Origin of the sequence: Pseudomonas sp. Teo4 (assembly GCF_034387475.1) — a bacterium.
Taxonomy (GTDB): domain Bacteria; phylum Pseudomonadota; class Gammaproteobacteria; order Pseudomonadales; family Pseudomonadaceae; genus Aquipseudomonas.
Genome location: NZ_JAXCIL010000001.1, coordinates 1161232 through 1185201, shown reverse-complemented (window position 1 = coordinate 1185201; position 23970 = coordinate 1161232). Strand labels below are relative to the sequence as shown.

The window sequence follows — 23970 nt, the reverse complement described above, 5'->3', positions numbered from 1 at the left end:
CCCCGGAAATTGATCAACGCATGAACAGGCCGCCGTTCACGTCCCAGGTCGCCCCGGTGGTGAAGTAGGCCTCGGGCCGCGCCAGTTGCACGATCAGGTCGCCCAGAAAGTGCGCATCGCCCAGGCGCTGCACCGGGATGTTGGCCAGCAGGCCATTCATGCGCTCGGCAGGCACCGCCGCATGCACGGCCGGTGAATCGATCGGCCCCGGCGCGATGGCGTTGACCGTGACGCCACGGCTGGCGAATTCCTTGGCGAAGATCTTGGTCAGGGTGACGATCGCCCCTTTGCTCGCCGCGTAGTGCGCGCCAGTGGCGGTACCGCCGTTCTGCCCGGCCAGCGAGGCCATGTTGATGATCCGCCCGTAGCCGGCCTCGGCCATGTGCGCACCCAGCACCTGGCAACCCAGGAACACGCTGCGCAGGTTGAGCCCGACCACTGCGTCGAACTCCTCCGGGCTGATCTGCATCAGCGGCGTGGTCTTGGTGATGGCGGCGTTGTTGACCACCACGTGCAACGCGCCGAAGTGCTCCAGTACCTGGGCCAGTGCCTGCTCGAAGTCCTGCTTGCTGGCGACATCGAGCTTGACCGCCAGGGCCTTGCCGCCCTTCCCTTGCAGCGCTGCCGCCGCAGCCTGCGCGGCGCCCAGGTCACGGTCAGTGACCACGACATCGAAGCCTGCGGCCAGCAGCCTTGCGCAGAAGCGCTGGCCAAGTCCCTGCCCCGCGCCGGTAACCAATGCAACCTGGTTCATGCCGTGCTCCTTCAGAGGATGTAGCCGATACCGGCGAGGGCATCGTCGCTGTTGATCAGGCTGATGACCTTGCGCTGGATCTTGAAGCCGCCTTCGGCGCGCACCAGCTCGTAGGTCAGGTCGGCGGTGTAGTGCTTGAGGCTTTCCTTGCGAAACTCACGCACGTTCTGCGCGGCGCGCACGGTGACGTTGACGCCATCGTCGGCCAGCACGCGGATGCGCGAGATGGCGCGCACCGTGCGCGGCTGCGGGCTGGTGGAAATCGACTCGCCGCCGATCAGCCGCTGCACGCGCAGCTGGCGCATGTGGTGGTCGTCATAGGCGTAGTTCAGGGTGTTCTCGTAGTCGGTTTCCCTGGGGTTGATCGGGATGATGTAGGTCCCTTTCGGAGTCCACTGTTTCAGCCAGGCGTCGTATTCGCCGTGGTCGAGCATGTCGCCTTCCTGCCAGATGAAAGCGGTCACTTCTTGCAGCAGTTGCAGGTTCATAGGGTTCTCCACACTCAGGCCGACATCATCTTTTTCCACTGCTGGTACGCCGCGCGCATGCCGGTTTCGGCACTCACGTCGCTGACCAGGCCATCTTCACTGGCTTGCTCGCCGGGCAGGCCGCGGTTGAGCATGATCCACAGGTTCTCACCGGCGTTGGCGCCCTTCTGCACGCGCTCCCAGGCCTCGGAATCGTCCGGGGTGCCGAAGCCCATCGGGCCCTGGAAGTGCTCGTGCAGGCGCAGGCGGTAGCGGTTGGCCGCAGCCGGGCCACCGTCCATGGTGATCACCGAATGGTGGATTTCGGTCTCGGTCACCGAGATCGGCTGCAGCACGCGGAAGAACGCCATCGAACAGGCCACGTTGGGGAACAGGTTGAGGTTGAAACCGGTACCACCGACGGCACGCACGATGCGCCGCACCTGCTGCTCGTCGATACCTTCGTCACGCAACTCGGCGGCCAGCGCCTCGAAACGCTCGGGGATCGGCTTGTCGAGATCGGCTTCCAGGTCGACCAGCTCCGGGATCATCACCATGACGCTGTGGCCGTTGCCCAGGTCTTCGACGTAGCCGGGGCCTTTGACGAAATCGAACAGCTCAAGGGTCTGTTCGTCGACCGAAGACAGGAAGCTCTTGTGCACCAGCGGGAAGTGGTAGGCGTCGGTGGTGTTTTCCAGCTGGATCTTCCAGTTGCCGGGGAAGCGGAAACGGTGCTCACCCGGTACCTTGATGCCGTAGCCGGCGCCCTGCTTCATGAACAGGTCCATCCATTTCCTGGCCGGGCCAAGGAAGTCCACCAAGGGCTCGATGTCGTCCTTGAAGGTGGCGAAGATCATGCCGGCGTAGCTTTCGGTACGCAGGCTCACCAGCGGCAGTTCGGCCTTGTCGAGGCAGTCGCCGTAGCTTTCCGGGTGCGGGATGCCGCGCAGCGAGCCGTCCAGGGCATAGCCCCAGCCGTGGTACGGGCAGACGAAGCTGTTGGTCTTGCCCTTCTTGTGCTCGCAGACGGTGGCGCCGCGATGGCGGCAGCGGTTGAGCAGTACGTGCACGTCTTTCTTGCGGTCGCGCACCACGATCACCGGCTGCTTGCCGATGTAGGTGGTCTTGTAGTGGCCCGACTCGGCGATTTCGCTCTCGTGGGCGACCCACACCCAGGTGCTGTGGAAGATCTTTTCAAGCTCGGCATCGAACAGCGCCGGGTCGGTGTAGAGCGAGGTGTGGACGCGGTCTGGCTGCACCAGTTCGGCAGGGTCGACCGCGAGGTTTACGGCGGGAATCAGGTTGCTCACGGGATTCTCCATGCCAGCTGCAATGGCTGGCAGTTCTCGGTGTTGGGTAGGGTTCAGGCGCGCTGGATGATCAGCTCGCGGCCGACGCGGGCCTCGACCTTGGCGTAGCGCCACAGCTTGTACGGGCCGGTGCCCACGGCACTGGTGCGGAACAGGTTGCAGGCGGCGTGCACGGTCTCGATGTCGGGCACGTCGGCCAGCAGGTAGGTGGTCCAGGGGAAGCCGTCCGACGGCCCGACCATGCTTTTGTCGTCGTCCATGTTGCCCAGCACGTGCACGCCTGGCAGGTCATGGATGCCGTTCCACATTTCGCTGAATGCCGCCCACACATCGAGCTGCTCTTCACGCGGGGCATCGAAAAAGTTCTGGTTGATGCCCATGCAGAACAGCACGCGCAAGGCTTTCTTATCGCTCATGACAGTTATCCCGAGAGTTACAGGTAGCCCGGAAGGGGCTGCTTACCAAAGAACATGGCGCCGGCGTTCTGGTAGGTCACATCACCCATGAAGGCGTGCTGGGTGACCACCTGGGCGTCGTTGACGCAACGTGCCAGCGGGCTTTCGTTGTAGATGCCGGTCATGCCCGAAAGCATCTGCGCACTGCGCGCCACCTCGGCGGCGATACGCGATGCGTGGGTCGAAGACAGGCGCAGCAAGTTGACCACCTCGGCGGGCACCGGGTCGCCGGCCAGCACATGGCCCCAGGCCTGCTCGATGGATTCGTAGAAAAAAGCCCGGGCCGAACGCAGCGCGGCCTCCGACTTGGCCACATCGACCTGGGCCAGCGGGCGGTCGGCCAACGCCGGGGCGCCGGTGACCGAGATACGGCCGCTGGCCATGCCCGACAATTCGTCCAGCGCGGCGCGGGCCACACCCAGGCCGACCACCGACAGCACCTGGGTGGCGAACGACAGCGACGGATAGCGGAAGAAGGGTTCGTCCAGGTTCGGCTGGCCGCCGCGCACGAAGGTCCACTCCTCGCCCACCACCACGTTCTCGACCACCAGGTCGTGGCTGCCGGTGCCCAGCAGGCCCACGGTGTCCCAGGTTTCCTCGACACGTGCCTGGCTGCGCGGCATCACTGCCAGGCGTGGCAGGTCCAGTTTGTCGCCATTGCGCGGGGCGATACCGACGCCAACGATGTCGGCGCCCATCGAGCCGCTGGAGTACTTCCAGCGGCCATTGACCTTGAAGCCGCCGGCCACCACTTCGGCCGGTTGCGGCGGGAAGATGCCGCCGGCAAACACCGTGTTGGGGTCGTTGCGGTACAGGCTGGCGACGGTGTCCAGCGGCAACGCCGCCAGGTAGACCGGGCTCATGCCGAAGCTTGCGACCCAGCCCGCCGAGCCATCGGCATGGGAAATGCGCTCGATCATTTCGCAGAACTCGCCCGGCGAGCACTCAAGCCCGCCGAAACGGCTGGGTACCAGGGCGCGATACACGCCATGGGCCTTGAAGGCATCGATCACATCGCGGGAAATGTGGCGCTGGCGGTCGAACTCGCCAAGGCGGGCTCGCTCACGAATACCGTCGAGCAGGGCCTCGAAGGCCGGGCCGTGGGCAAGTGAAGACCCTGGGGCTGTTTGCAGGCAAAGCGAATCCATAGACATTCTCCGTCTCAGGCACGGGTGTACTTTTTGGGGGAATTGCTGGGCAGTAAGGAATGCCGATTCCCTAGGGAAAATCGACGCCACCGAGAAGCGGTGGGGACGCGGCTGGACTGCCCATGGGCAAGTACCAACTACCGGTGAGGCGGGCTGGATCGGGCGGCATGATCTGTCTCTCTTGTTTTGGTGCCGATGGAGAAAATCTGCGATTTATTACGTGAATTGTCAATTGAAATTTCACGCTATAAATCTGGATTTCTCGGTAACAAAAAACAGGAAAAATTCTCGTTTTGATTGCAAAATACTGATTTAAATAGAATTTATTGATTTTCTCGAAGTGCTATCTAACCGACGTAAAGCGCAAAAATTTCTAAGCAGCTGTAAAATTACAGCTAAAAAAAATGAGTTGGATGCTAAAAACCGACCACGTTCGGCCAGTCACATTCAGGGCCAGAACCTGGTGTAGGATGCCTCCAGCTTGCCCACCCCGCGTTGTGACGAGGCCGCTTCCATGCCCAGCAAGAACCCGCGCCAGATAGACCTGCAGGACCACCGCTTGCGCTATCTGTACTTGAGCAATGAGAAAGGCTCGATGCGCGCCGCCGCCGAGGCACTGGGCGTGGCCACCTCATCGGTCAGCCGGCAGATCGCCCGGCTGGAAGAAGAGCTCGACATTGAGTTGGTCAGGCAAGGCACCCACCGTATCAGCCTCACCGCCGCAGGCGAGGCGGCCGTCGAGTACTACGTGCAGCGGATCAGCCAGCACGCGGCGTTGGTCGCAAGGCTCGACGAGTTGCGCAGCCGGCAAGCCGCCTCGACGGTGATCGCCATCGGCGAAGGCCTGCTCGGCGCTCGTGCTATCCACACGTTGCAGGCCTGGTTGCGTGCCCATGGTGAGCACAAGGCCGAGATCATCAGCGCACCGTCTGCCGAGGTAGAGCGCATGGTAATGGCGGACGAGGCGCACCTGGGCGTGGTATTCGCACCAAGCCCTAACGCCCGCCTGACTCGGCTGTTCAGCCTGGCCCAGCCCTTGCGCCTGATCGTGCACCGCGACAACCGGCTGGCTGGCAGGAGCAAGGTCACCCTTGAGGAAGTGCTGCGCGAGTCGCTGGTGCTGCCTGGTGCCAACTTCAGGGTGCGTGAGCTGATCGATGCGGCGTGCAAGGACCAGCCGCACAGCATCACACCGACGCTGACGTCCAACTCGCTGGCGGTGATCCTCGACTTCGTCCGCTCCGGGCTTGGCGCCACCTTGCTGGCGGAGCTGCCGGTCATCGAGGAACTCAAGGGCGGGACGCTCAAGGCCATCGCTGTCGATTGTGAGGCCATGCAGGCTACCGATGTGCAGATCGTCACCCGGCGCGGGCGGGTGCTGGATGAGCTGAGCAGGGAGTTGGCCACCGAGATGGCCAAGGCGATGCGCCAGGCTTTGTGACGGTTGCGGCCCCTTCGCGGGTAAACCCGCTCCCACAGGACCCTGCTTGCCGTCGAACCTGGGCATGACTCAGACCTTGTGGGAGCGGGTTTACCCGCGAAGGGGCCGCACGATCAACACCCGTTGCGTAAACCGCAACAACATTGACCACCCCTGTCATTGAGCCCCTCTCCTACCCCCTTTAGCCTGTCCCCCACAACAACAAAAACACCTGTGACAGACAAGCGGGCCAAGACCCGCGGCTTGCTCCTGCCCGTTCTCGACTGCCGGTGCCTTGTACTGATCACATTTCCAGGATGCCCCAATGGAACCCAAATGGCCGTCGCGTGCTGCGTCACTCTGCCTGTCTGTCGCCGCTTTTTCTCCGCTGAACTGCATTGCCGAGGTGTGGGATGACAGCCACCTCTCGGTCAACCTGCGAAACCTTTACCTCAACCGTGATTTCACCAACCCCGGCGCGCCGGTTTCCAAGGTCGGCAACTGGTCACAGGGTTTCGACCTGCAGTTCGAGTCCGGCTTCACCGACACCCCTGTTGCGGTTGGCCTGGACGTCAATGGGCAGTATGGGTTGCGCCTGGATGCCAGCGGCAACGACGGATCCCTCCCCTTCAGCCAGCACGCGCAACAAGCGGCCAACGATTACAGCCGAGCCGGTGCGACCCTGAAGCTCAAGTACGCCAAGACCTTGGTGAAAGTCGGCGATCAGCGGCCCAACTACCCGGTCGCCTCCAACGACCCTAGCCGCTTGCTCGATACCCTGTACCAAGGGGCGGTGATCGAATCCCGCGATATCGACCGCCTGACCCTGGTCGGCGGACGCTTCTGGTCGATCGTCACCCGTGAGTCCTCCAACCATGAGCGCCTGTACCGCTTCGGCACCTCCGACAGCCTGGACAGCGAAGGCCTGGATTTCGTCGGCGCCACCTACGCCGTCACCCCTGCGCTGCAAGCCAGCTACTTCCATGGCGTGCTCAACGACATCTACAAACAGGACTATGGCGGCGTCAAACACAGCTTCACCTTTGGCGATGGCTATACGCTGAAGACCGACATCGGCTATTTCAACAACCGCGAAGACGGCAGTGCGCGCAGCGGCGCCGTCGACAACCGCGCCTACAGCGGCCTGGTCACGCTGGAGAAAGCCGGGCACATGGTCGGCGCCAGCTACCAGCGCATGACCGGCGACACCGTGTTCCCGACCCTCAACGGCTACGTACCACAGCTGTACCTGCCCAACTGGGCCAGCCTGCCGTTCATTCGCCCGGACGAGCGCAGCTGGTCGGTGCGTTACGGCTACAACTTCGCGGCCTTGGGTGTGCCGGGCCTGCGCCTGTTCACCCGCTACATCAAGGGCAGCGACATCGACCGCGGTGCGGGGCTGGCCAGGGAGCAGGAAAGCGAGCGCGACATCATGCTTTCGTACGTGATCCAGAGCGGCCCGCTCAATGGCCTGGGCTTCGAGGTGAAGGACATGCGCACCTGGCAGAAGTACGGCAATGACTACGACGAACTGCGGGTGATCACCTCCTACACCTGGAAGTTCTGGTAAGCGAGTTTCGTTAGTGCAGGTTTTTGCCTGGGCCTTGCCGTGCGGGGAAGGTCCGGGCTTTTTTGCGCTTGGGAAGTGTGTTGGGGCTGGTGGGGGCTTGGCGCGAGAGGTGCAGCGGCTATGAAATCGAGCGCCGCCCGCGCGGCGCATCGCAGCGGTTCGGCGCCCCGACTTCGCCAGCTCCCACATCTGTTTCGGGCCAATTACTCCTGTGAATTTCGCGCGCGCCCCCTTTAGCGCATGGCTCGATATCGCGTCGAACAAACAAGGGGTCGAGCGCGCCTGTCACAGGCGTTACTGGCCCGAAACAGATGTGGGAGCTGGCGAAGTCGGGGCGCCGAACCGCTGCGATGCGCCGCGCGGGCGGCGCTCGATTTGCGCACCACCACAAACCTCACGCCAGGCGCCACAGCTGCAAAAAATGAACTCAGTGGTCTACCTGCCAGCGGCATTCTCTCCATTGCAGTAAGCCGTTAGCAGCCCGTCACTCAGCAGGCGTTGCATTTGCGCCCGGCTCAAGCCCGCAATGCCCAGCTGCTCAAGAGTTCGCCCCTCGGCGTAGAGGTCACGGCCAGTAGCCGCCGTGGCCAGCGCCAGCAGGCCTTCGGCAACCGGTGTCGGCACAGCGGCCCATCGGGCGATCGAGACCAGCAGCGACAACCCGAGGCGGGTGTCCTCAAGCATGTAGCGATGGGTGCCCAGGTCGATCTTTTCCCGCCAGTCGCCACTGTCGGTGAGCTTGCCGTGGGCGCCACGGCCGTACATCCACTCCTCGCCCTCCTCGCCGTTGTAATGGTCGGCCAGCGGGAAATGCGGCGCCTGGTAGCCCAACGCCTCGCGCACGGCCATGCGCTCGCCATCCAGCGCATTGGTCACCCGGCGGATCGAGGGCTGGGTGCCCTCGTTGTGGATGTCCCAGCTGTCGAAATGCTCTAGAGGGCCGGCGTTCATCAGAATCAGCGGCGGATGAATGATCGGCCCTGCGTTCATCAGTGCCGCGCTCAAGGCATCCTCGATCGGCTCCACGCTGGGGTAGGCCTGGCGCAGCACGGCGAAGGCATGGCCGGCCAGCCGGGTCGGCAACACGCCGGTCGGCAGCCGGGTGGCGTAGGCACTGATGACCACATCGCTTGCACCGTGCTTGCGCACCAGGTACGGCAAGGTACCGGTTTCGGCGAAGGCCACCTGGGCGGTGTTGCCACAGGCCTGCATCGCCTTGGCAAACACCAGGCTGCCGAGGGTGCCGGGCGGCAGGAACACCACCTGGCCATCCACCAGCAACGGGGCGACTTCCTTGGCCAATGCTTCATGGCTGGTCGACGGCAGGGGGATGACGATCAGCCGTGCACCCTCCAGCGCCTGCTTCAAGTTCGGTACCAACTGCAGCCCACCCTCGCCGCCACTTACCGCCACCTTGCGGGTGCCGCGGTAGTCCTTGATCGTGAGGCTGCCAATCGCCTGCAGCGTGACCAGTGCCGCGCCATCGCGCCGCCAAAGTCGAGTGGCATGGCCGCGTTCGGCCATGTCGATTGCAGCCGCGTAGCAGCCATGACCACCACCGAGAATCGTCACATTCATCTGTATCTTCCTGTCAGGGTTTGTACGAAAAGTAGCCGAGCGGCGATCAGGCAAGGCGAAAACAGGCGAGGAAGCGCAGTTGACTGGTTGTCAATGAGCATTCCGAGCCTGTTTTCAACGCAGCATGATCGCTGCGCAGGCACTTTTCGTACAAAACCTAGGGCACTGCCGGGTATTCACGCTGCATACTCTGCCGGAAGCAGCTGCAGCCTTTGAGTAACAACACGATGGCCAGCAGCGAGGCGACGCAACTGATGATCGACATCGATTGCCCCACGGCCAGCGGCGAGCCGAAATAACGGTCGGTCAACAGCGCCACCAAGGTCGTCCCCAAGCCCAGCCCCAGCAAGTTGCTGATCAGCAGGAACACCGACGACACCTGGGCGCGTACCTGGTTAGGCGAGAGAATCTGCATGGCGGCCGTGGAGGCCGGCATGGGGAACGAGGCGAAGAACATCGCCGGGATCAGCAGCGTCACTGATAGCCACAGCTGGTCGACCTGCGAGTACAGCACCGCCGGCACCAGCATCCCCACAGCGCCGATCACGCCAGTGCGCATTGCGGCATCGGTGTAGCCGCGCTTGGCCAGATGGTCGGTCAGCCAGCCGCCAAACAGCACGCCTGTGGTATTGGCCAGCAGCAGAATGCTGCCGAGCATGAAACCAGCCTGCTCGGGGCTCATGCCGAACTTGCGGATGTACAAGGCAGGCGTCCAACTCATCATGCAGAACAGCGCCATGGCGTAGAACGAGAAGCCCAGGTAGTGGCAGCTGAAGGTCGCCCGGTGGCGGGCAATGAAACGCAAGCCGTCGGTCAACGCGACCTTGCGCACATTGCCGTGCTCATCGAGCTGCGCGCCCTTGCGCTCGGGGTTACGCACGGTCAGCCAGATCAGCAGGCCCACCAACACCCCCGGCAGCCCGACGATCAGGAACGCCAATTGCCAGGCTTTCATCGAACCGAGCAATGCGACCTCGATGGTCGCCGAGCCCTTGAGCATGGCAATCACATAGCCGCCGACCAGAAACGCGATACCGCCGCCGACGAACGAGCCGATCGAGTACACCCCAACCGCCCTGCCGAGCTTTTCCTTGGGGAACAGGTCGCTGAACATGGAATAGGCCGATGGCGACAGCGCCGCCTCGCCCACCCCCACGCCGATGCGGGCCAGGAACATGTGCAGGAAGTTCTTGCTGAAGCCACAGGCCGCCGTGGCGAAACTCCAGAAGACCACGCCCAGGGCAATGATCCTGGGACGCGAGAAACGATCGGCCAGGTAGGCGATCGGCATGCCCATGAAGGCATAGAACAACGAGAACGCCAGCCCGTGCAGAAGGCTGAACTCGGTGTCGCTCAGTTGCAGGTCGGCTTTGATCGGCTCGATCATCAGCGCAAGGATCTGCCGGTCCACGAACGAAAAGATATACGCGACCATGAACAGCAAGACCACGTACCACTCATAGAGGTAGCGCTTGCTGTGTTGCTCGGTGGCGTGCGGTTTGGCGAGTGTAGTCATATGCCCGTGTTCCTTGTCAGGGACAGCCTGGAGTTGACCCGCCCGTTTGCCGACCGGGCAGACAGCGCCATGCCGGGGCGAGCAGGGAGTTCAGATAAAAGGCAGTGGCCTGTCAGAAACAGGGAGGAATGGACACCGGAGAAAACGGGGTTGTGCGCATGGGCTGAGCCTTTTTTGTTATTGGAATGGCTTGCAGAGTGCTGGAGGTGAAGCACAACAGGATTGGCGCCAGCGACATGCCGCAGGCGCCATCGGTAAAGTCAGATCACGCGTCCTGCAGTGCGCGTGGACGGTCGCTGCGGGTTTCCAGCGCAGGTTGCTTGGCCGCCTGCAAGTGGAAGTCGAATTCGAGGTCGGCGAAGGTATCGCCCTGCACGCCACGATCACGCGCAGCAGCGGCATCGGTGACGAACTTGAGCTCACCCACCAGGCCATCGCGGGTGGCGTAGGCAAAGTCATCCCACAGGTACTTGTCGCCAGCGAAGTTGATCTGCGTGGTCAGGTGGCGATAGCCCGGTGCCGAGATGAAGAAGTGCACGTGCGCTGGGCGCTGGCCGTGGCGGCCCAGCTGGTTAAGGCATTCCTGGGTCGGCCCCTGCGGGTCGCAACCATAGCCGGACGGCACGATGGTGCGCGCGCGGTAGCGGCCTTCGGCATCGGTAACGATGCGCCGACGCAGGTTGAATTCCGACTGGGTCGAGTCGAAGTACGAATAGGTGCCCTGGGTGTTGGCGTGCCAGAGGTCCACAGTGGCGCCGGCCAGCGGCTGGCCCTCGGCATCGAAGACCCGCCCGGTCAGGAACATCACGGTGCCGGGGTCGGTACCGTCGTCCATGCGTGCCTCACCCTGTGCCAGCGGGGCACCGGCCACGTACAACGGCCCTTCGATGGTGCGTGGCGTGCCGCCGACGAGGCCGGCCTGCTCATCCTTGGCGTCTTGCAGCAGGTCGATGAAGTGCTCGATGCCCAGGCCCGCCACCAACAACCCTGCCTCGTTGCGCCCGCCCAGGCGGTTGAGGTAGTCCACGGCCTTCCAGAATTCGTTCTCGCTGATTTCCAGGTCTTCGATCAGGCGGGCGGTGTCTTGCAATATGCGCAGGATGATCTGCTTGAAACGCGGGCTGCCCTGCTCGTTGCCAAGGCCTGCAACGGTGTCGAAGAACGCTTGCACATCAGCAGTGTGGGAGATTTTCACGGTCATCGGGTTTACCTCGAATTGTTGTTGTCAGGTAGTGCCGCAGGCGCAACGTTGCTTAGCGGTCGTCGGCGTGGATCGACGAGGGGTGGCGGCACAGGCCGTCGACCTCGATGTCCATGTAGGGGAACAGCGGCAGTTGCATCAGGGTGTCGTGCAGCGCCTCGACGCTGGGCACGTCGAACACGCTGTAGTTGGCGTAGTGCCCGGCGATGCGCCACAGGTGGCGCCAGGTGCCCTCGCGCTGCAGGCGCTGGGCCAGTTCCTTTTCGTCGGCCTTCAGTTGCGCGGCCTTGGCCGGGTCCATGTCGACCGGCAGTTTTACGGTCATCTTTACGTGGAACAGCATGGGGGGCTCCTCGAGTCTGTTGAAATCGTTGTGGGAGCGGCTTCAGCCGCGAAGCAGGCAACGCGGTGTATGGCACCGGCTGCGCCGGTGTTCGCGGGTGAACCCGCTCCCACAGGAATCGTGCAATCTTTCATTTTTGAGCAAGGCAGTTGCTCCCACAGGTTGTGTGTTCATCCTGCAAATGCCTCATCGGCGGGCGAAGCGCGCCAGGCGTTGTTCGTCCAGGCTCAGGCCCAGGCCAGGGGTGCGTGGCACGTGCAGCTGGAAGTCGTGGTATTGCGGCGGTTCGTTGACGATTTCCTCGGTCAGCAGCAGCGGCCCGAACAGCTCGGTGCCCCAGGTCAGCTGGCGCAGGGTGAGGAAGGCGTGGGCCGAGGCCAGGGTGCCGATCGAGCCTTCGAGCATGGTCCCGCCGTACAGGGCGATGCCGGCGGCTTCGGCGATCTGCGCGGTGCGCAGCACGGCGCGGGGGCCGCCGTTCTTGGCGATTTTCAGGGCGAAGATGGTGGCGGCACCGTCGGCGGCCAGGCTGAAGGCGTCTTCGACGCTTTCAATGGACTCGTCGGCCATGATCGGTGCCGGGCTGCGCTGGTTCAGGCGGATTTGCCCTCCGCGGTTGATGCGCGAAATCGGCTGTTCGATCAGGTCGATGCCGTTGTCGCCGAGAATCTGACAGGCGCGAATGGCCTGGGACTCGTCCCAGTACTGGTTCACATCGACCCGCACGCTGGCGCGCTCGCCCAGCTCGCGCTTGATCGCCACCACATGCTTGAGGTCCTGCTCCAGCGGGTTGGCGCCGATTTTGAGCTTGAACACCCGGTGGCGGCGAATCTCCAGCATGTGCTCGGCTTCGGCGATATCACGGGCGGTGTCGCCGCTGGCCAGGGTCCAGGCCACTTCCAGGCTGTCGCGTACGCGCCCGCCCAGCAGTTCGCTCACTGGCAGGCCCAGGCGTTTGCCCTGGGCATCGAGCAAGGCGCTTTCGATGCCGGACTTGGCGAAGGTGTTGCCCTTGGCCAGCTTGTCGAGCTTGAGCATGGCGGCGTTGATGTTGTCAGCGGCCATGCCGATCAGCGCCGGCGCCAGGTGCGCGTCGATGTTGGCCTTGATGCCTTCCGGGCTTTCATAGCCGTACGCCAGGCCGCCGATGGTGGTGGCCTCGCCGATGCCTTCCACGCCGTCGCTGCAACGCAGGCGCAGGATCACCAGGGTTTGTTGCTGCATGGTGTGCATGGCCAGCTTGTGCGGGCGGATGGTCGGCAGGTCGACGATCAGCGCATCCAGGCGTTCAATCACAGCGTTGGTCATGTCTCGGAGTCCCGTCATTTCAGGCCGCTAGGGGCAAAATCAAACACAGCATTTACTTGATTTTTCAAGCATTGCGCGAGACGCTCCGAGCGTCCAATATCAATTGAATCTCCCACCATACCCAGGAGGTCTGATGGAGCTTCGCCACCTTCGCTACTTCAAGGTGCTGGCCGAAACGCTGAACTTCACCCGCGCCGCCGAACTGCTGCACATGGCCCAGCCACCGCTGAGCCGGCAAATCGGCCAGCTCGAGGAACAGCTCGGAACCTTGCTGATACACCGCGAACGGCCGTTGCGCCTGACCGAGGCGGGGCGCTTCTTCTATGAGCAGACCTGCACCTTGCTCGAACAGTTGGAGAGCATCAGCGACAACACCCGGCGCATCGGTCAGAACAAACGCCAGTGGCTACGCATCGGCTTTGCCCCATCGACCCTGTACGCCGTGCTGCCCGAGCTGATCCGCGAGCTGCGCAGCGACAGCGCGCTGGAGCTGGGCCTGACTGAAATGACCACGCTGCAGCAGGTCGACGCCCTGAAAAGTGGCCGCATCGACATTGCCTTCGGGCGTATCCGTATCGACGACCCCGCCATCTGTCAGCAGGTGCTGCGCGAAGACCCGTTGGTGGCGGTACTACCGCAGGGCCACCCGTTGGCTGGCCGGCAACTGGCACTCGCCGAACTGGCCCAGGAGCCGTTCATCCTCTACCCCGCCAACCCGCGCCCCAGCTATGCCGACCACGTGCTGGCGCTGTTCGCTCACCACGGCATGAGCCTCAAGGTCAGCCAATGGGCCAACGAGCTACAGACGGCCATCGGGCTAGTGGCCGCAGGCTTGGGTGTGACGCTGGTCCCGGCCTCGGTGCAGCAACAGCACCGCACCGATATCCACTACGCCGGGCTGCTCGACACCAGCGCCGTCAGCCCAATCATCCTCAGCCGCCGCCAGGGCGACCTGACCCCGATCATCCAGCACTGCCTGGCGCTGATCGCAAAAATCAACCCTGCCGACCGCCACGAAAACGCCTGAATCCTGCGTCTCGTCCGTCTCGATCGCCGCGCCACCAACAGTGACCAATATGGGATAGCCGCCACCCAGCGGCCTGCCTACCATCGGCCTCATCCCAATGGTGCCGCCTGCTCCAGGGGCCCGGCCCATCGATAACGCCCCATCGATACATCGAGAAAAGCCATGACAACAAATACAAGAATCGACTTCATCTACCTTTCCGAACAAGACATGATCCGCGCCGGTGTCACCGACATGCTGGCCTGCGTGAACACCATGGAAGAAATGTTCGGCCTGCTGTACTCGGGCGACTACCGCATGGCCGGCCCCAACAACGATTCCCACGGGGCCATGGTGACCTTCCCCGAGTCGTCGCCGTTTCCCAACATGCCCAAGCCCACCGCCGACCGCCGCATGATGGCGATGCCGGCCTACCTGGGCGGCAACTTCTGCACCGCCGGGGTGAAGTGGTATGGCTCCAACATCGCCAACCGCGAAAAGGGCCTGCCGCGCTCGATCCTGATGCTCACCCTCAGCGATGCGGACACCGGCGCCCCGCTGGCGCACATGTCGGCCAACCTGCTGTCGGCGTACCGCACCGGCGCAATCCCGGGTGTGGGTGCGCGGCACCTGGCGCGCAAGGACTCCAAGGTGGTCGGCCTGCTCGGCCCAGGGGTGATGGGCAAGACCACCCTGGCCGCGTTCATTGCCGCCTGCCCGCAAATCGACACCCTCAAGCTCAAGGGCCGCAGCCCGCAAAGCCTTGAGAACTTCATCGAATGGGTCAAGGCGACCTACCCGCAGATCACCACCATCGAAGTGGCCGATAGCATCGAGGCCGTGGTGCGCGGTTCGGACCTGGTCACCTACTGCACCTCGGGCGAAACCGGCGACCCGCAGAGCTACCCGCTGGTGAAGCGCGAGTGGGTCAAGCCCGGCGCATTCCTGGCGATGCCCGCCGGCTGCAACATCGATGAAGGCATGGAACACGCCGAAGTGCGCAAAGTGCTCGACAACACCGGCCTCTACCACGCCTGGTACGAAGAACTGCCCAAGCCTGCACACAAGTACGTGCCGCTGGTTGGCGTGCGCTTCATGGACATGCTCGCCGAAGGCACCCTGCAGCCCGAGCAAATTGAAGACATCGGCAAGATCATCGCCGGCGATGCCCCGGGCCGCCTCAACGATGAGGAAATCATCATCATGTCGGTGGGCGGCATGCCCGTCGAAGACGTGGCATGGGGCACGGTGGTCTACCGCAAGGCGCTGGAGCTTGGCATCGGCGTGAAACTGAACCTCTGGGAAACTCCTGAGCTTCGCTGATTCCCCCTCCCCTCACCCTTCAGGTAATCCGCAATGACGCAGATCGTGAAACTCAAGACCGGCAACAAGTACGAAGAACTGGGCAGCTACTCGCGCCTGGTGGCGGTTGGTGACTGGATACACGTGTCCAACACCGCAGGACGCAACCCGCAGACCAAGGAAATTTCCGAAGACGTCAGCGAGCAGACGCTTCAGGTGTTCGCCAACATCGAGGCGGCCCTGGCCGCCGTCGATGCCTGCCTCGCCGACGTGGTGTGCTCGCGCGTGTTCATCCAGAACCCGGCGGACGTGGCCACGGTCATGACCCTGGTCGGCGAGAAGTTCCGAGGCATCGACCCTGCCAGCACCGTGACCTGCCCGCCGCTGGGTTCCACGGTGTACAAGGTCGAGCTGGAGGTCACCGCCTTCCGTGGCGCCTCGCGTGCCGAAGTCACCCGGATCAACCTGGCGCAATAACCACGCTGCAGCACCGCGTTGCCGTCACTGTCATCATTTTTCGTCGAGCCTTTAGCCATGTCGCCCCGTATAGAGCCTGTGCAGACCTCCCTTGAGTTCCCCTCCGCCACCACCGTGGTGATCATTGGTGGAGGGATCATTGGCCTGACCGCTGCCCTGACCCTGGCGGAGCGCAACGTACCGGTCGTGGTACTGGAAAAAGGCCGCATCGCCGGTGAGCAGTCGTCGCGCAACCTTGGCTGGGTGCGCAAGACCAGCCGCCATGCCCATGACATTCCCATGGCCCTGGCAGCCGATCGCCTGTGGCAGCAGATGCCGCAACGGGTTGGCAAGGACGTTGGCTATCGTCAGGCAGGCATCATGTTCGTCGCCCGCAATGACGCGCAGATGAGCATGCATGAAGGCTGGCTCAACTCGGTGCAGGCGTTGTCATTGGACTCGCGACTGCTCAGCGCCAAGGAAATCGCCGCCATGGTGCCGGGTGGCCAAGGGCAATGGGCGGGTGGCATCTACACCCCGTCGGATGCCCGCGCCGAACCGACACTGGCGGCCAGCGCGATCGCCCAGGCGGCGATGGCCAAAGGCGTGGTCATCGTGGAGAACTGCGCGGTGCGTTCGCTGCTCACTGCCGCAGGCCGTGTCAGCGGCGTCGCCACCGAAAAAGGTGAAGTGCGCTGTGAACAGGTGCTGCTGGCGGGCGGGATGTGGTCGCGCCGCTTGTTGGGCAACCACGGTATTGCCTTGCCAACCTTGCCGCTCACCTGCTCGGTGCTGCGCACCCGGCCGATGGATGGGCCGACCGATATCGCCGTGGGCGCACCGGACTTTTCGTTCCGCAAGCAAAAGGACGGCGGCTTCATCGTGACCCAGCGCGGGGCACTGGATGCCCGGCTGACCCTCGATCATGCACTGCTGGGCATGCAGTATCTGCCGGCGATCAAGGCCCAGCGCGACTACTTGCGCGTCTCGTTCGGCAAGGCTTTCTTCAAGGACCTGGCCTTGGCGCGACGCTGGAAGACCAACGGCAAGACACCGTTCGAGCGTATTCGCACCCTGGACCCGGAAGTGAACCACTCGCTCAACGAAGAAGCCCTGCGCAACCTGCGTGCCGCCTGGCCGGTGTTCCAGGGGGCAGAGATCGAGCAGGCCTGGGCCGGGACCATCGATGTAACGCCCGACTCCAACCCTGTCATCGGCCGTGTTGCACAGATGCCTGGGCTGACACTGGCCACCGGGTTCTCCGGGCATGGCTTCGGGACTTCGCCAGCGGCTGGGCAGCTGGCGGCTGACCTGGTCAATGGGGATGCCCCGCTGATTGACCCGGCGCCTTACCGCTTCGAGCGATTTGCTTAATGATGAGGTTGGCTTGAGTCTTGGAGCGCCTCGGAGATCGAGCGCCGCCCGCGCGGCGCATCGCGAGCAAGGCTCGCTCCTACGTTTGTTTCGGGCCAGTTATGCCTGTGGGAAATGCGCGCGACCGCTTTGGTGCACGACGGGATATCAGGTCGAACAAACAAGGCGGTCGCGCGCGCCTGTCATAGACGTTATTGGCCGTAAACAAACGTAGGAGCGAGCCTTGCTCGCGATGCGCCGCGCGGGCGGCGCTCGATTTTCGTCCTCCCATCACCCTCAAGCCAGGCCCTACCGCCCCACCCGCGGCGTTTGCGACGGGTGCTCTCCAAACAACGTCTTGTAAGCCCCCGAAAAGTGCCCCAGGTGGGTAAAGCCCAGGTCACTGGCCACCCGTGCCACGGTAAGGTCGGCGGTTGCCGTCTCACGCAGCCGGCGCCGTGCCGCATTCAGGCGTACCGCCCGCAGGTACTCGACCGGACGCAACCCGGTAATGTTCTGGAAGCTGCGCTGCAAGGTGCTGCGGCTGACATTGAGCAGCCGGCAGATATCGAGCACGGTCAGCGGCTCGTCCTGGCAAGCCATGGCCAGGTCCTGGCTCTGCCTGACCAGGTACGCGCTGACGTTGGAATTGACGCTGTTGTCCACCTTGCGCTCGAACACCCGGTCCAGCAGCACCAGCATGGACTCGAACACCAGGTCTTCCAAGGGCGCTTCTGCCAACGGGTCACCCGCCAGTACAGCCCCCAGCAGACTCTCCATTTGCTTGCGCACGCTGGCCGCGAACTGCGGTGAAACGTTCAGCCGGGTCACCTTGGACAACTGGCGCAGTTCGGTATCGGTAAACTCCCGGTTGGCGAAATCTTCCAGACGAGTGACATCCACCGCGATGGCCAGCAGGTCCATGCCTTCTGCCGCCTGCACGAAAAACTCCTGGCCGCCGTGAAGAACGGTGACACTTTCGCCATTGACGCGTTTCCCTTGAAACACGCCCGGCTCGGCGCTGCAGATCGGCAACCCCAGGCACAACCGCCCAGGCGGCGCAGCGCCGCGCTGGACCACGCGTTTGTCGAGGGTTTCGCGAAATATCTGGAACCGCTCTGCCGTCAAATGTTGCAGGGTGGTGCGGGCATGCCCGGTACTCAACTGATCATAGGTTTGCTGCCACCCCACGATGGATCTGGCATGCACATCTACATCATCGAAAGTCGACTGCTGGGCAAACATCTTGGTCACGCTCACTTCGGAAACAATCATCACGACTTCACAGCAAGCTTTGCGCCAACTCCATGGCAGTGGCAAACGCCACAATGCACTGTGCCGGGTTTCCCCGGCACATGGCTTCACTCACTGAATTTCACTGGCCCACGCCAACTGGCCTCAAACGGCAGAGCGCCCCAGGGCCATGAACCGGCCTGGTGCCACGCTGCGAAGGCGCAGTGCAAGCAGTACGCCGCTGATCGCCGCCACCGGGATGACCGACCACAAGGCAATCGAGATGGCGCTGCTGGCGCCGGTCAGCACATCGAAGTGGACCATCGCGGTCAAACCGATCACCAGCAGGGCAATGCCCGACAGCGCCGGCATAATCAGGCACTGCAAGCGGCTGGTGGCCAGATCAGGGTTGGCCTTGAAGAAGCCGATGACTGCCAGCGAGGTCAACGCCATCAGCAGGATCAGGCACAGCGTGGCCAGGTTGGTGAACCAGGAGAACAGTTGCAGCACAGGGTCTGCGCCACTGATGGCGAACACCGCCAGGATGCTCACGGCAATCAGCGACTGCAGGCCCGAGCCCAGGTGCGGGCTCTGGTGCCGCGCATGGGTGGTGCCCAGTTTGCCCGGCAGCAGGCCATCGCGGCCGATGGCGAAGAAGTAGCGTGCCGCAGCGTTATGGAACGCCAGCAGACCTGCGAACATGCTGACCACGAACAACGCCCGCACCGCCAGGGTCAGGCCGCTGCCGACGTACTGGTCGCTCAGGGCATACAGGAAGGTGGTGGGGTCTTCCATGGCCGCCAGGCGCCCGACGATATCGTCGGCACCGGCACCGACCACCATCGCCCACACCGACACGGTATAGAAGCCACCGATCAGCAGCACCGAAATGTAAGTGGCCAGGGGAATCGTGCGTTTCGGGTTCTTGGCTTCCTCGCCATACAAGGTCGAAGCCTCGAAGCCGATGAAGGCGGCGAAGCAGAACAGCAGGCCGATCGACGGGTTGCCGCTGGTGACATGCTGGGTGGTGAACGATTCGGCGCTGACGCCGTGGGCACCGCCGCTGGAAATGATCGCGATGTCCAGCACCAGCACCACCAGGTACTCACAGATCACCACCACCGACAGCAACTTGGCCGACAGGTCGATGTTGCGATAGCCCAGCAGCGCAATCAGCGCCAGGGCGGCCCCTGAACCAACCCACCACGGAATCTGCACCCCCACCGCCGCCTCAAGGTTGCCCGCGACCACGACGCCGAACAGCCCGTAGATGCCAGCTTGCAGCACGTTGTAGGCGACCATGGCCAGCATCCCGGCCGCGCCCCCGGCCAGGCCGCCTAGGCCGCTGGAAATCAAGGCATAGAAGCCACCCGCATGGGTCACGTGCCGCGCCATGCGGGTATAGCCCACGGCAAAGCACAGCAGCACCAGCAAGGCGCCGATCAGCAAGGCCGGCGTGCCAGCACCATTACCCAGCATGATGCCGATCGGAAAGCCACCCGCCAGCACGCTCAGCGGGCTGGCTGCGGAAATCACGAAAAAGACGATCATGGCGACGCCCAGGGTTCCACGGCGCAGTTCCGATGAGGAACTGCCGCAAGTTGATACGCTCATTTTTTATACCTGTTGTATGAGGCAGTATTTGCGGGAAGGCCACCCTGCTGCGCAAGACGGGTAGCACGTTGTTGTTATGGTCGAAACTACAGGCGCAATGCTAGGCGCGGCGTTTTTGGGCGGCTATCCCGAATTGGTCATCCTTGCATGAAGGGTCGTCTATCGGCAGTTCATGAGCGACAGGCGGCCGGTTGTGCTCCGTGGTCAACCTTGCTGCGGTTGCCCCAGGCACAACTCCATGAACCGCGCCGCCGCCCGCGACGGCGTGGCGGCATGGGGCAAAAGGATCGAAAAGCGCCTGACCAAGGGCTGCGGGGCAATTCGCAGCCTGCGCAAGGCCCCATCTTCATGCCGAATCGACATCGCCGACACGAAACCGATGCCCATCCCCGCCCGCACCGCCTCCTTGACCCCTTCCACCCCGGCGATCTCCAGCGCCACACGCATCGCCACGCCGTCACGGGCAAACGCCCGCTCGACCATCTGCCGCACACCCGAACCGCTCTCGCGCAGCACCAGCGGATAGGCCCCGAGCGCTGCCAGGTGCTGTTGCTCGTCGGCATCAGCCAACGGATGGCCGCTCGGCACGATGGCAACGATTTCGTCTTCGCGCCAGGCGGTCACGCTGGTGCCCAGAGGCAACTCCTGGCCTGGAGGCCCTTCGATCAGGGCGATGTCGACGCCATCCAGGGCCGCGACGATTTCCGCGGTGTTGCCATTGGTGGTGGTGACCACCACCTCGGGGAAACGCGCATGAAAGTCGGCAAGCAGGTACGGCAGCAGATAACTGGCCGGTGTGGTGCTGGCACCGATGCGCAAAGTGCCCCGCTCCAGGCCGCGCATGGCCTCGCGTAGCGCCTGGGCCTGGCGGAAGGTTTCGCGCAGGCGCTCGGCGTGGGCCAGCAATTGCTCGCCCGCCGCCGTCAGCCGCACACCACGGCCGGCGCGTTGGTACAGCGGCTCGCCGAACGCTTCCTGCAGCAGCTTGAGTTGACCGGACACCGCCGGCTGAGACAAGTGCAGGGCCTGGGCCGCATGGCTGATGTTGCCGTGCTCGGCAACGGTGGCGAACGTTATCAGTTGTTCTGGGGTCATGATTGAAAAATATCAGCTATTCGGATATTTTCCATCCTAAATTACGATTTTTTATAAGCTTATAACCAGATTAACGTAGTCCTTGTCGAAACACTTTCTCCGGAGGACTCACATGGCCACGGTTCCGTCCCACCCTGCCTTTGCCCCTACCCTCTCTACCCGAGGGCGGCTCAATGGCATCCTGTTCGTCGCGCTGTTCGCGCTCGCCGTCACCCAACTGGCGGCGCTGCCTGCCATTGCCAACCTGGGTATCAGCCCACTGATCGTCGGTATCGTTGCCGGTGCCCTTTATGGCAACGCGCTGCGCCACGGCGTGCCGGACAGCTGGGCGGCAGGTATCAATTTCTCCGCCCGCCAGTTGCTGCGTATCGCCGTGGCGTTCTTTGGCTTGCGGGTCAGCCTGCAGGAAATCGCCGAAGTGGGCTGGTCGGGGCTGACGGTGTCGCTGCTGATTGTCGTCAGCACGCTGCTGATCGGCCTGTGGTGCGGCATGAAGCTGCTCAAGCTGGACCGCGACACCGCGCTGCTCACCGCCGCCGGCAGTGCGATCTGCGGCGCCGCCGCCGTGCTGGCGTTCGAATCGGCACTGCGCAGCGCCCCGCACAAGAGCGCCATGGCCGTCGGCAGCGTTGTGCTGTTCGGCACCCTGTCGATGTTCCTCTACCCACTGGCGATCAACGCCGGCTGGATTCCGTTGGATACCCTCGGCGCGGGCCTGTTCCTGGGCGGCACCATTCATGAAGTCGCCCAGGTGGTTGGCGCGGCCAGCAACATCAGCCCAGAGGCCACGCACATCGCCACCATCGTCAAGATGACCCGGGTCATGCTGCTGGTACCGGTGCTGCTGGTGGTGGGCGTGTGGATCAGCCGCTCGCGCCAACCCGGCCAGGCTCAGGGCAATGGACGCATCGCCATGCCTTGGTTCGCCTTCGGTTTCCTGGCGCTGGTGCTGGTGAATTCGCTGCAGGTACTGCCGAGCGGGCTGACCCAGGCAGTCAACAGCCTCGACACCTTCGCCCTGACCATGGCCATGACCGCCTTGGGCATGGAGACTCGCTTCAGCCAGATCCGCCAGGCCGGGCCACGGGCGCTGGCCACCGGGGCGATTCTCAACCTGTGGCTGGTTGGGGGTGGGCTGGCGATTACCCTGGGGGTGCAAAAGCTGTTGGGGTGATGATTCGGAGCAACTTCGCCCCTTCGCGGGTAAACCCGCTCCCACAACCTGTGGGAGCGGGTTTACCCGCGAAAGGGCCAACGCCGATTCAAGATTTTTTTAACCCCTCTCGTTGCCAGGCAAATTTGTCGGTATGGTGTTGTCAAAGAAGGATGTTTTACCTGCACAGGAAAGACTTAGATGCCCCAACGCCATGTCATCAATGCATCCGTCAGCCCCAAAGGCAGCCTGGAAACGCTGTCGCAACGTGAAGTCCAACAACTGAGTGAAGTCGGTACCGGTAGCCTCTACACCCTGTTCCGCCAGTGCGCCCTGGCCATCCTCAACACCGGCGCCCATGTCGACAATGCCAAGACCATCCTCGAGGCCTATCAGGACTTCGAGGTCCGCATTCATCAACAAGATCGCGGCGTACGCCTGGAGCTGCTCAATGCCCCGGCCGACGCCTTCGTCGATGGCGAAATGATCGCCAGCACCCGTGAAATGCTGTTCAGCGCCCTGCGCGATATCGTCTACACCGAAAGCGAACTGGCCAGCCAGCGCATCGACCTGGAAAGCTCCCAGGGTATCACCGACTACGTCTTCCACCTGCTGCGCAACGCGCGCACCCTGCGCCCGGGCGTGGAGCCGAAGATGGTGGTGTGCTGGGGCGGTCACTCGATCAGCAGCGAGGAATACCAGTACACCAAGAAGGTCGGCCACGAGCTGGGCCTGCGCAAGCTGGACGTCTGCACCGGCTGCGGGCCGGGCGTGATGAAGGGCCCGATGAAGGGCGCCACCATTGCCCACGCCAAACAACGCATGCACGGCAGCCGCTACCTGGGGCTGACCGAGCCAGGCATCATCGCCGCCGAGGCGCCCAACCCGATCGTCAACGAACTGGTGATTCTGCCGGACATCGAGAAGCGCCTGGAAGCCTTCGTCCGTGTCGGCCACGGCATCATCATCTTCCCAGGCGGCGCGGGCACGGCCGAAGAGTTCCTGTATCTGCTGGGTATCCTCATGCACCCAGACAACAAGGACCTGCCCTTCCCGGTCATTCTCACCGGCCCGCGCAGTGCCGAGCCCTACTTGCAGCAGCTACACCAGTTCGTCGGTTCGACCCTGGGCGAGGCCGCCCACAGCCTGTACGAGATCATCATCGACGACCCGGCCGAGGTGGCCCGGCACATGGTCGAAGGCCTCAAGGAGGTGAAGCAGTTCCGCCGCGAGCGCAACGACGCCTTCCACTTCAACTGGTTGCTGAAGATCGAGGAAAGCTTCCAGCGCCCGTTCGACCCCACCCACCAGAACATGGCAGACCTGGAGCTGCGCCGGGATCTACCGCCCCATGAGCTGGCCGCCAATCTGCGCCGGGCGTTTTCCGGGATCGTGGCCGGCAACGTCAAGGACAAGGGCATCCGCCTGATTGAGGAGCACGGGCCGTACCAGATTCGTGGCGATCGCACAGTGATGGACCCCTTGGGCCGTCTGTTGCAGGCCTTCGTCGACCAGCACCGGATGAAACTGCCCGGCGGCGCGGCCTATGTGCCGTGCTATCAGGTCGTGGCCTGACAAACAGCGGGGGCTGCTATGCAGCCCATCGCAGGCTACGCCAGCTCCCACGGAATGGACTACCCACATCGACCCAACCCTTGGCGGCCGTCCAGACCTTCATGGCAGACCCC

General features: G+C 63.4%; 21 protein-coding genes. 8 read left to right on the top strand and 13 right to left on the bottom strand.

Annotation, left to right across the window (positions count from 1 at the left end; translation table 11 throughout):
- Positions 1-13: 13 nt before the first annotated feature.
- The 5 genes from PspTeo4_RS05615 to iacA are packed head-to-tail and all read right to left on the bottom strand — an operon-like array spanning position 14 to position 4134.
- A complete protein-coding gene (locus PspTeo4_RS05615) occupies positions 14-754 on the bottom strand; it encodes an SDR family NAD(P)-dependent oxidoreductase (RefSeq protein WP_322362753.1) in 741 nt (246 codons plus the stop codon).
- Between the two features lie 11 nt (positions 755-765).
- A complete protein-coding gene (locus tag PspTeo4_RS05610) occupies positions 766-1242 on the bottom strand; it encodes an aromatic-ring-hydroxylating dioxygenase subunit beta (RefSeq protein WP_322362752.1) in 477 nt (158 codons plus the stop codon).
- Between the two features lie 14 nt (positions 1243-1256).
- Positions 1257-2531, bottom strand: coding sequence for an aromatic ring-hydroxylating dioxygenase subunit alpha (locus PspTeo4_RS05605; protein WP_322362751.1), 1275 nt, complete (start codon positions 2529-2531; stop codon positions 1257-1259).
- Between the two features lie 53 nt (positions 2532-2584).
- On the bottom strand, positions 2585-2947 hold the full coding sequence (locus PspTeo4_RS05600; protein ID WP_322362750.1) for an IacB protein: 363 nt from the start codon (positions 2945-2947) through the stop codon (positions 2585-2587).
- A gap of 17 nt (positions 2948-2964) precedes the next feature.
- Positions 2965-4134, bottom strand: coding sequence for an indole-3-acetate monooxygenase (gene iacA / locus PspTeo4_RS05595; protein ID WP_322362749.1), 1170 nt, complete (start codon positions 4132-4134; stop codon positions 2965-2967).
- Positions 4135-4648: 514 nt separating this feature from the next.
- Between iacA and PspTeo4_RS05590 the strand changes: the two genes are divergently transcribed.
- Positions 4649-5575, top strand: coding sequence for a LysR family transcriptional regulator (locus PspTeo4_RS05590; protein ID WP_322362748.1), 927 nt, complete (start codon positions 4649-4651; stop codon positions 5573-5575).
- Between the two features lie 304 nt (positions 5576-5879).
- The gene (locus PspTeo4_RS05585; protein WP_322362747.1) at positions 5880-7124 is read left to right on the top strand and encodes an OprD family porin; all 1245 of its coding nucleotides are present in this window, start codon (positions 5880-5882) and stop codon (positions 7122-7124) included.
- A gap of 435 nt (positions 7125-7559) precedes the next feature.
- Here PspTeo4_RS05585 and PspTeo4_RS05580 read toward each other — a convergent pair whose 3' ends face one another.
- The 5 genes from PspTeo4_RS05580 to PspTeo4_RS05560 form a co-directional block, all read right to left on the bottom strand.
- The gene (locus PspTeo4_RS05580; RefSeq protein ID WP_322362746.1) at positions 7560-8702 is read right to left on the bottom strand and encodes an NAD/NADP-dependent octopine/nopaline dehydrogenase family protein; all 1143 of its coding nucleotides are present in this window, start codon (positions 8700-8702) and stop codon (positions 7560-7562) included.
- 157 nt (positions 8703-8859) lie between these two features.
- Complete coding sequence (locus PspTeo4_RS05575) at positions 8860-10218, bottom strand: MFS transporter (protein WP_322362745.1); 1359 nt, start codon at positions 10216-10218, stop codon at positions 8860-8862.
- Positions 10219-10483: 265 nt separating this feature from the next.
- Positions 10484-11419 carry a catechol 1,2-dioxygenase gene (gene catA / locus PspTeo4_RS05570; protein ID WP_322362744.1) on the bottom strand — a complete coding sequence of 312 codons (936 nt, stop codon included), beginning with the start codon at positions 11417-11419 and terminating at the stop codon, positions 10484-10486.
- Positions 11420-11471: 52 nt separating this feature from the next.
- Positions 11472-11762, bottom strand: a complete 291-nt coding sequence (gene catC, locus PspTeo4_RS05565) for a muconolactone Delta-isomerase (RefSeq protein WP_008092782.1) — start codon at positions 11760-11762, stop codon at positions 11472-11474.
- A 186-nt stretch (positions 11763-11948) separates the two neighbouring features.
- Positions 11949-13070, bottom strand: a complete 1122-nt coding sequence (locus PspTeo4_RS05560) for a muconate cycloisomerase family protein (RefSeq protein WP_322362743.1) — start codon at positions 13068-13070, stop codon at positions 11949-11951.
- A 133-nt stretch (positions 13071-13203) separates the two neighbouring features.
- Here PspTeo4_RS05560 and PspTeo4_RS05555 point away from each other — a divergent pair, with 133 nt between their 5' ends.
- The 4 genes from PspTeo4_RS05555 (at position 13204) to PspTeo4_RS05540 (ending at position 17208) form a co-directional block, all read left to right on the top strand.
- Positions 13204-14097 (top strand): LysR family transcriptional regulator, encoded by an 894-nt coding sequence (locus PspTeo4_RS05555; protein WP_322362742.1) that lies wholly within the window; start codon positions 13204-13206, stop codon positions 14095-14097.
- Positions 14098-14259: 162 nt separating this feature from the next.
- Positions 14260-15399, top strand: coding sequence for a tyramine oxidase subunit B (locus PspTeo4_RS05550; RefSeq protein WP_322362741.1), 1140 nt, complete (start codon positions 14260-14262; stop codon positions 15397-15399).
- Between the two features lie 33 nt (positions 15400-15432).
- Entirely contained in the window at positions 15433-15855 is a 423-nt protein-coding gene (locus tag PspTeo4_RS05545) for a Rid family hydrolase (RefSeq protein ID WP_322362740.1), read from the top strand.
- 57 nt (positions 15856-15912) lie between these two features.
- Positions 15913-17208 (top strand): FAD-binding oxidoreductase, encoded by a 1296-nt coding sequence (locus tag PspTeo4_RS05540; RefSeq protein ID WP_322362739.1) that lies wholly within the window; start codon positions 15913-15915, stop codon positions 17206-17208.
- A gap of 288 nt (positions 17209-17496) precedes the next feature.
- On the opposite strand, the gene PspTeo4_RS05535 is transcribed toward PspTeo4_RS05540, so the two are convergent.
- The 3 genes from PspTeo4_RS05535 to PspTeo4_RS05525 all read right to left on the bottom strand — a co-directional run bounded on the left by PspTeo4_RS05535 (position 17497) and on the right by PspTeo4_RS05525 (position 21129).
- Complete coding sequence (locus PspTeo4_RS05535) at positions 17497-18462, bottom strand: helix-turn-helix domain-containing protein (protein ID WP_322362738.1); 966 nt, start codon at positions 18460-18462, stop codon at positions 17497-17499.
- Between the two features lie 123 nt (positions 18463-18585).
- Positions 18586-20034, bottom strand: a complete 1449-nt coding sequence (locus tag PspTeo4_RS05530) for an APC family permease (RefSeq protein ID WP_322362737.1) — start codon at positions 20032-20034, stop codon at positions 18586-18588.
- A gap of 204 nt (positions 20035-20238) precedes the next feature.
- Positions 20239-21129 (bottom strand): LysR family transcriptional regulator, encoded by an 891-nt coding sequence (locus PspTeo4_RS05525; protein ID WP_322362736.1) that lies wholly within the window; start codon positions 21127-21129, stop codon positions 20239-20241.
- Positions 21130-21241: 112 nt separating this feature from the next.
- On the opposite strand from PspTeo4_RS05525, the gene PspTeo4_RS05520 reads away from it, so the two are divergent.
- Positions 21242-22303, top strand: coding sequence for a YeiH family protein (locus PspTeo4_RS05520; protein ID WP_322362735.1), 1062 nt, complete (start codon positions 21242-21244; stop codon positions 22301-22303).
- 180 nt (positions 22304-22483) lie between these two features.
- The gene (ppnN, locus tag PspTeo4_RS05515) at positions 22484-23857 is read left to right on the top strand and encodes a nucleotide 5'-monophosphate nucleosidase PpnN (protein WP_322362734.1); all 1374 of its coding nucleotides are present in this window, start codon (positions 22484-22486) and stop codon (positions 23855-23857) included.
- Positions 23858-23970 lie beyond the last annotated feature (113 nt).

Bases quoted from the DNA above. Each gene is read 5' to 3' on its own strand.
- PspTeo4_RS05525 (WP_322362736.1), bottom strand. From the start codon at position 21,129: ATGACCCCAGAACAACTGATAACGTTCGCCACCGTTGCCGAGCACGGC.
- PspTeo4_RS05545 (WP_322362740.1), top strand. From the start codon at position 15,433: ATGACGCAGATCGTGAAACTCAAGACCGGCAACAAGTACGAAGAACTG.
- PspTeo4_RS05610 (WP_322362752.1), bottom strand. From the start codon at position 1,242: ATGAACCTGCAACTGCTGCAAGAAGTGACCGCTTTCATCTGGCAGGAA.
- PspTeo4_RS05600 (WP_322362750.1), bottom strand. From the start codon at position 2,947: ATGAGCGATAAGAAAGCCTTGCGCGTGCTGTTCTGCATGGGCATCAAC.
- PspTeo4_RS05550 (WP_322362741.1), top strand. From the start codon at position 14,260: ATGACAACAAATACAAGAATCGACTTCATCTACCTTTCCGAACAAGAC.
- catC (WP_008092782.1), bottom strand. From the start codon at position 11,762: ATGCTGTTCCACGTAAAGATGACCGTAAAACTGCCGGTCGACATGGAC.
- iacA (WP_322362749.1), bottom strand. From the start codon at position 4,134: ATGGATTCGCTTTGCCTGCAAACAGCCCCAGGGTCTTCACTTGCCCAC.
- PspTeo4_RS05520 (WP_322362735.1), top strand. From the start codon at position 21,242: ATGGCCACGGTTCCGTCCCACCCTGCCTTTGCCCCTACCCTCTCTACC.
- ppnN (WP_322362734.1), top strand. From the start codon at position 22,484: ATGCCCCAACGCCATGTCATCAATGCATCCGTCAGCCCCAAAGGCAGC.
- PspTeo4_RS05590 (WP_322362748.1), top strand. From the start codon at position 4,649: ATGCCCAGCAAGAACCCGCGCCAGATAGACCTGCAGGACCACCGCTTG.
- PspTeo4_RS05535 (WP_322362738.1), bottom strand. From the start codon at position 18,462: ATGATTGTTTCCGAAGTGAGCGTGACCAAGATGTTTGCCCAGCAGTCG.
- PspTeo4_RS05585 (WP_322362747.1), top strand. From the start codon at position 5,880: ATGGAACCCAAATGGCCGTCGCGTGCTGCGTCACTCTGCCTGTCTGTC.
- PspTeo4_RS05575 (WP_322362745.1), bottom strand. From the start codon at position 10,218: ATGACTACACTCGCCAAACCGCACGCCACCGAGCAACACAGCAAGCGC.
- PspTeo4_RS05580 (WP_322362746.1), bottom strand. From the start codon at position 8,702: ATGAATGTGACGATTCTCGGTGGTGGTCATGGCTGCTACGCGGCTGCA.
- catA (WP_322362744.1), bottom strand. From the start codon at position 11,419: ATGACCGTGAAAATCTCCCACACTGCTGATGTGCAAGCGTTCTTCGAC.
- PspTeo4_RS05615 (WP_322362753.1), bottom strand. From the start codon at position 754: ATGAACCAGGTTGCATTGGTTACCGGCGCGGGGCAGGGACTTGGCCAG.
- PspTeo4_RS05560 (WP_322362743.1), bottom strand. From the start codon at position 13,070: ATGACCAACGCTGTGATTGAACGCCTGGATGCGCTGATCGTCGACCTG.
- PspTeo4_RS05555 (WP_322362742.1), top strand. From the start codon at position 13,204: ATGGAGCTTCGCCACCTTCGCTACTTCAAGGTGCTGGCCGAAACGCTG.
- PspTeo4_RS05540 (WP_322362739.1), top strand. From the start codon at position 15,913: ATGTCGCCCCGTATAGAGCCTGTGCAGACCTCCCTTGAGTTCCCCTCC.
- PspTeo4_RS05530 (WP_322362737.1), bottom strand. From the start codon at position 20,034: ATGAGCGTATCAACTTGCGGCAGTTCCTCATCGGAACTGCGCCGTGGA.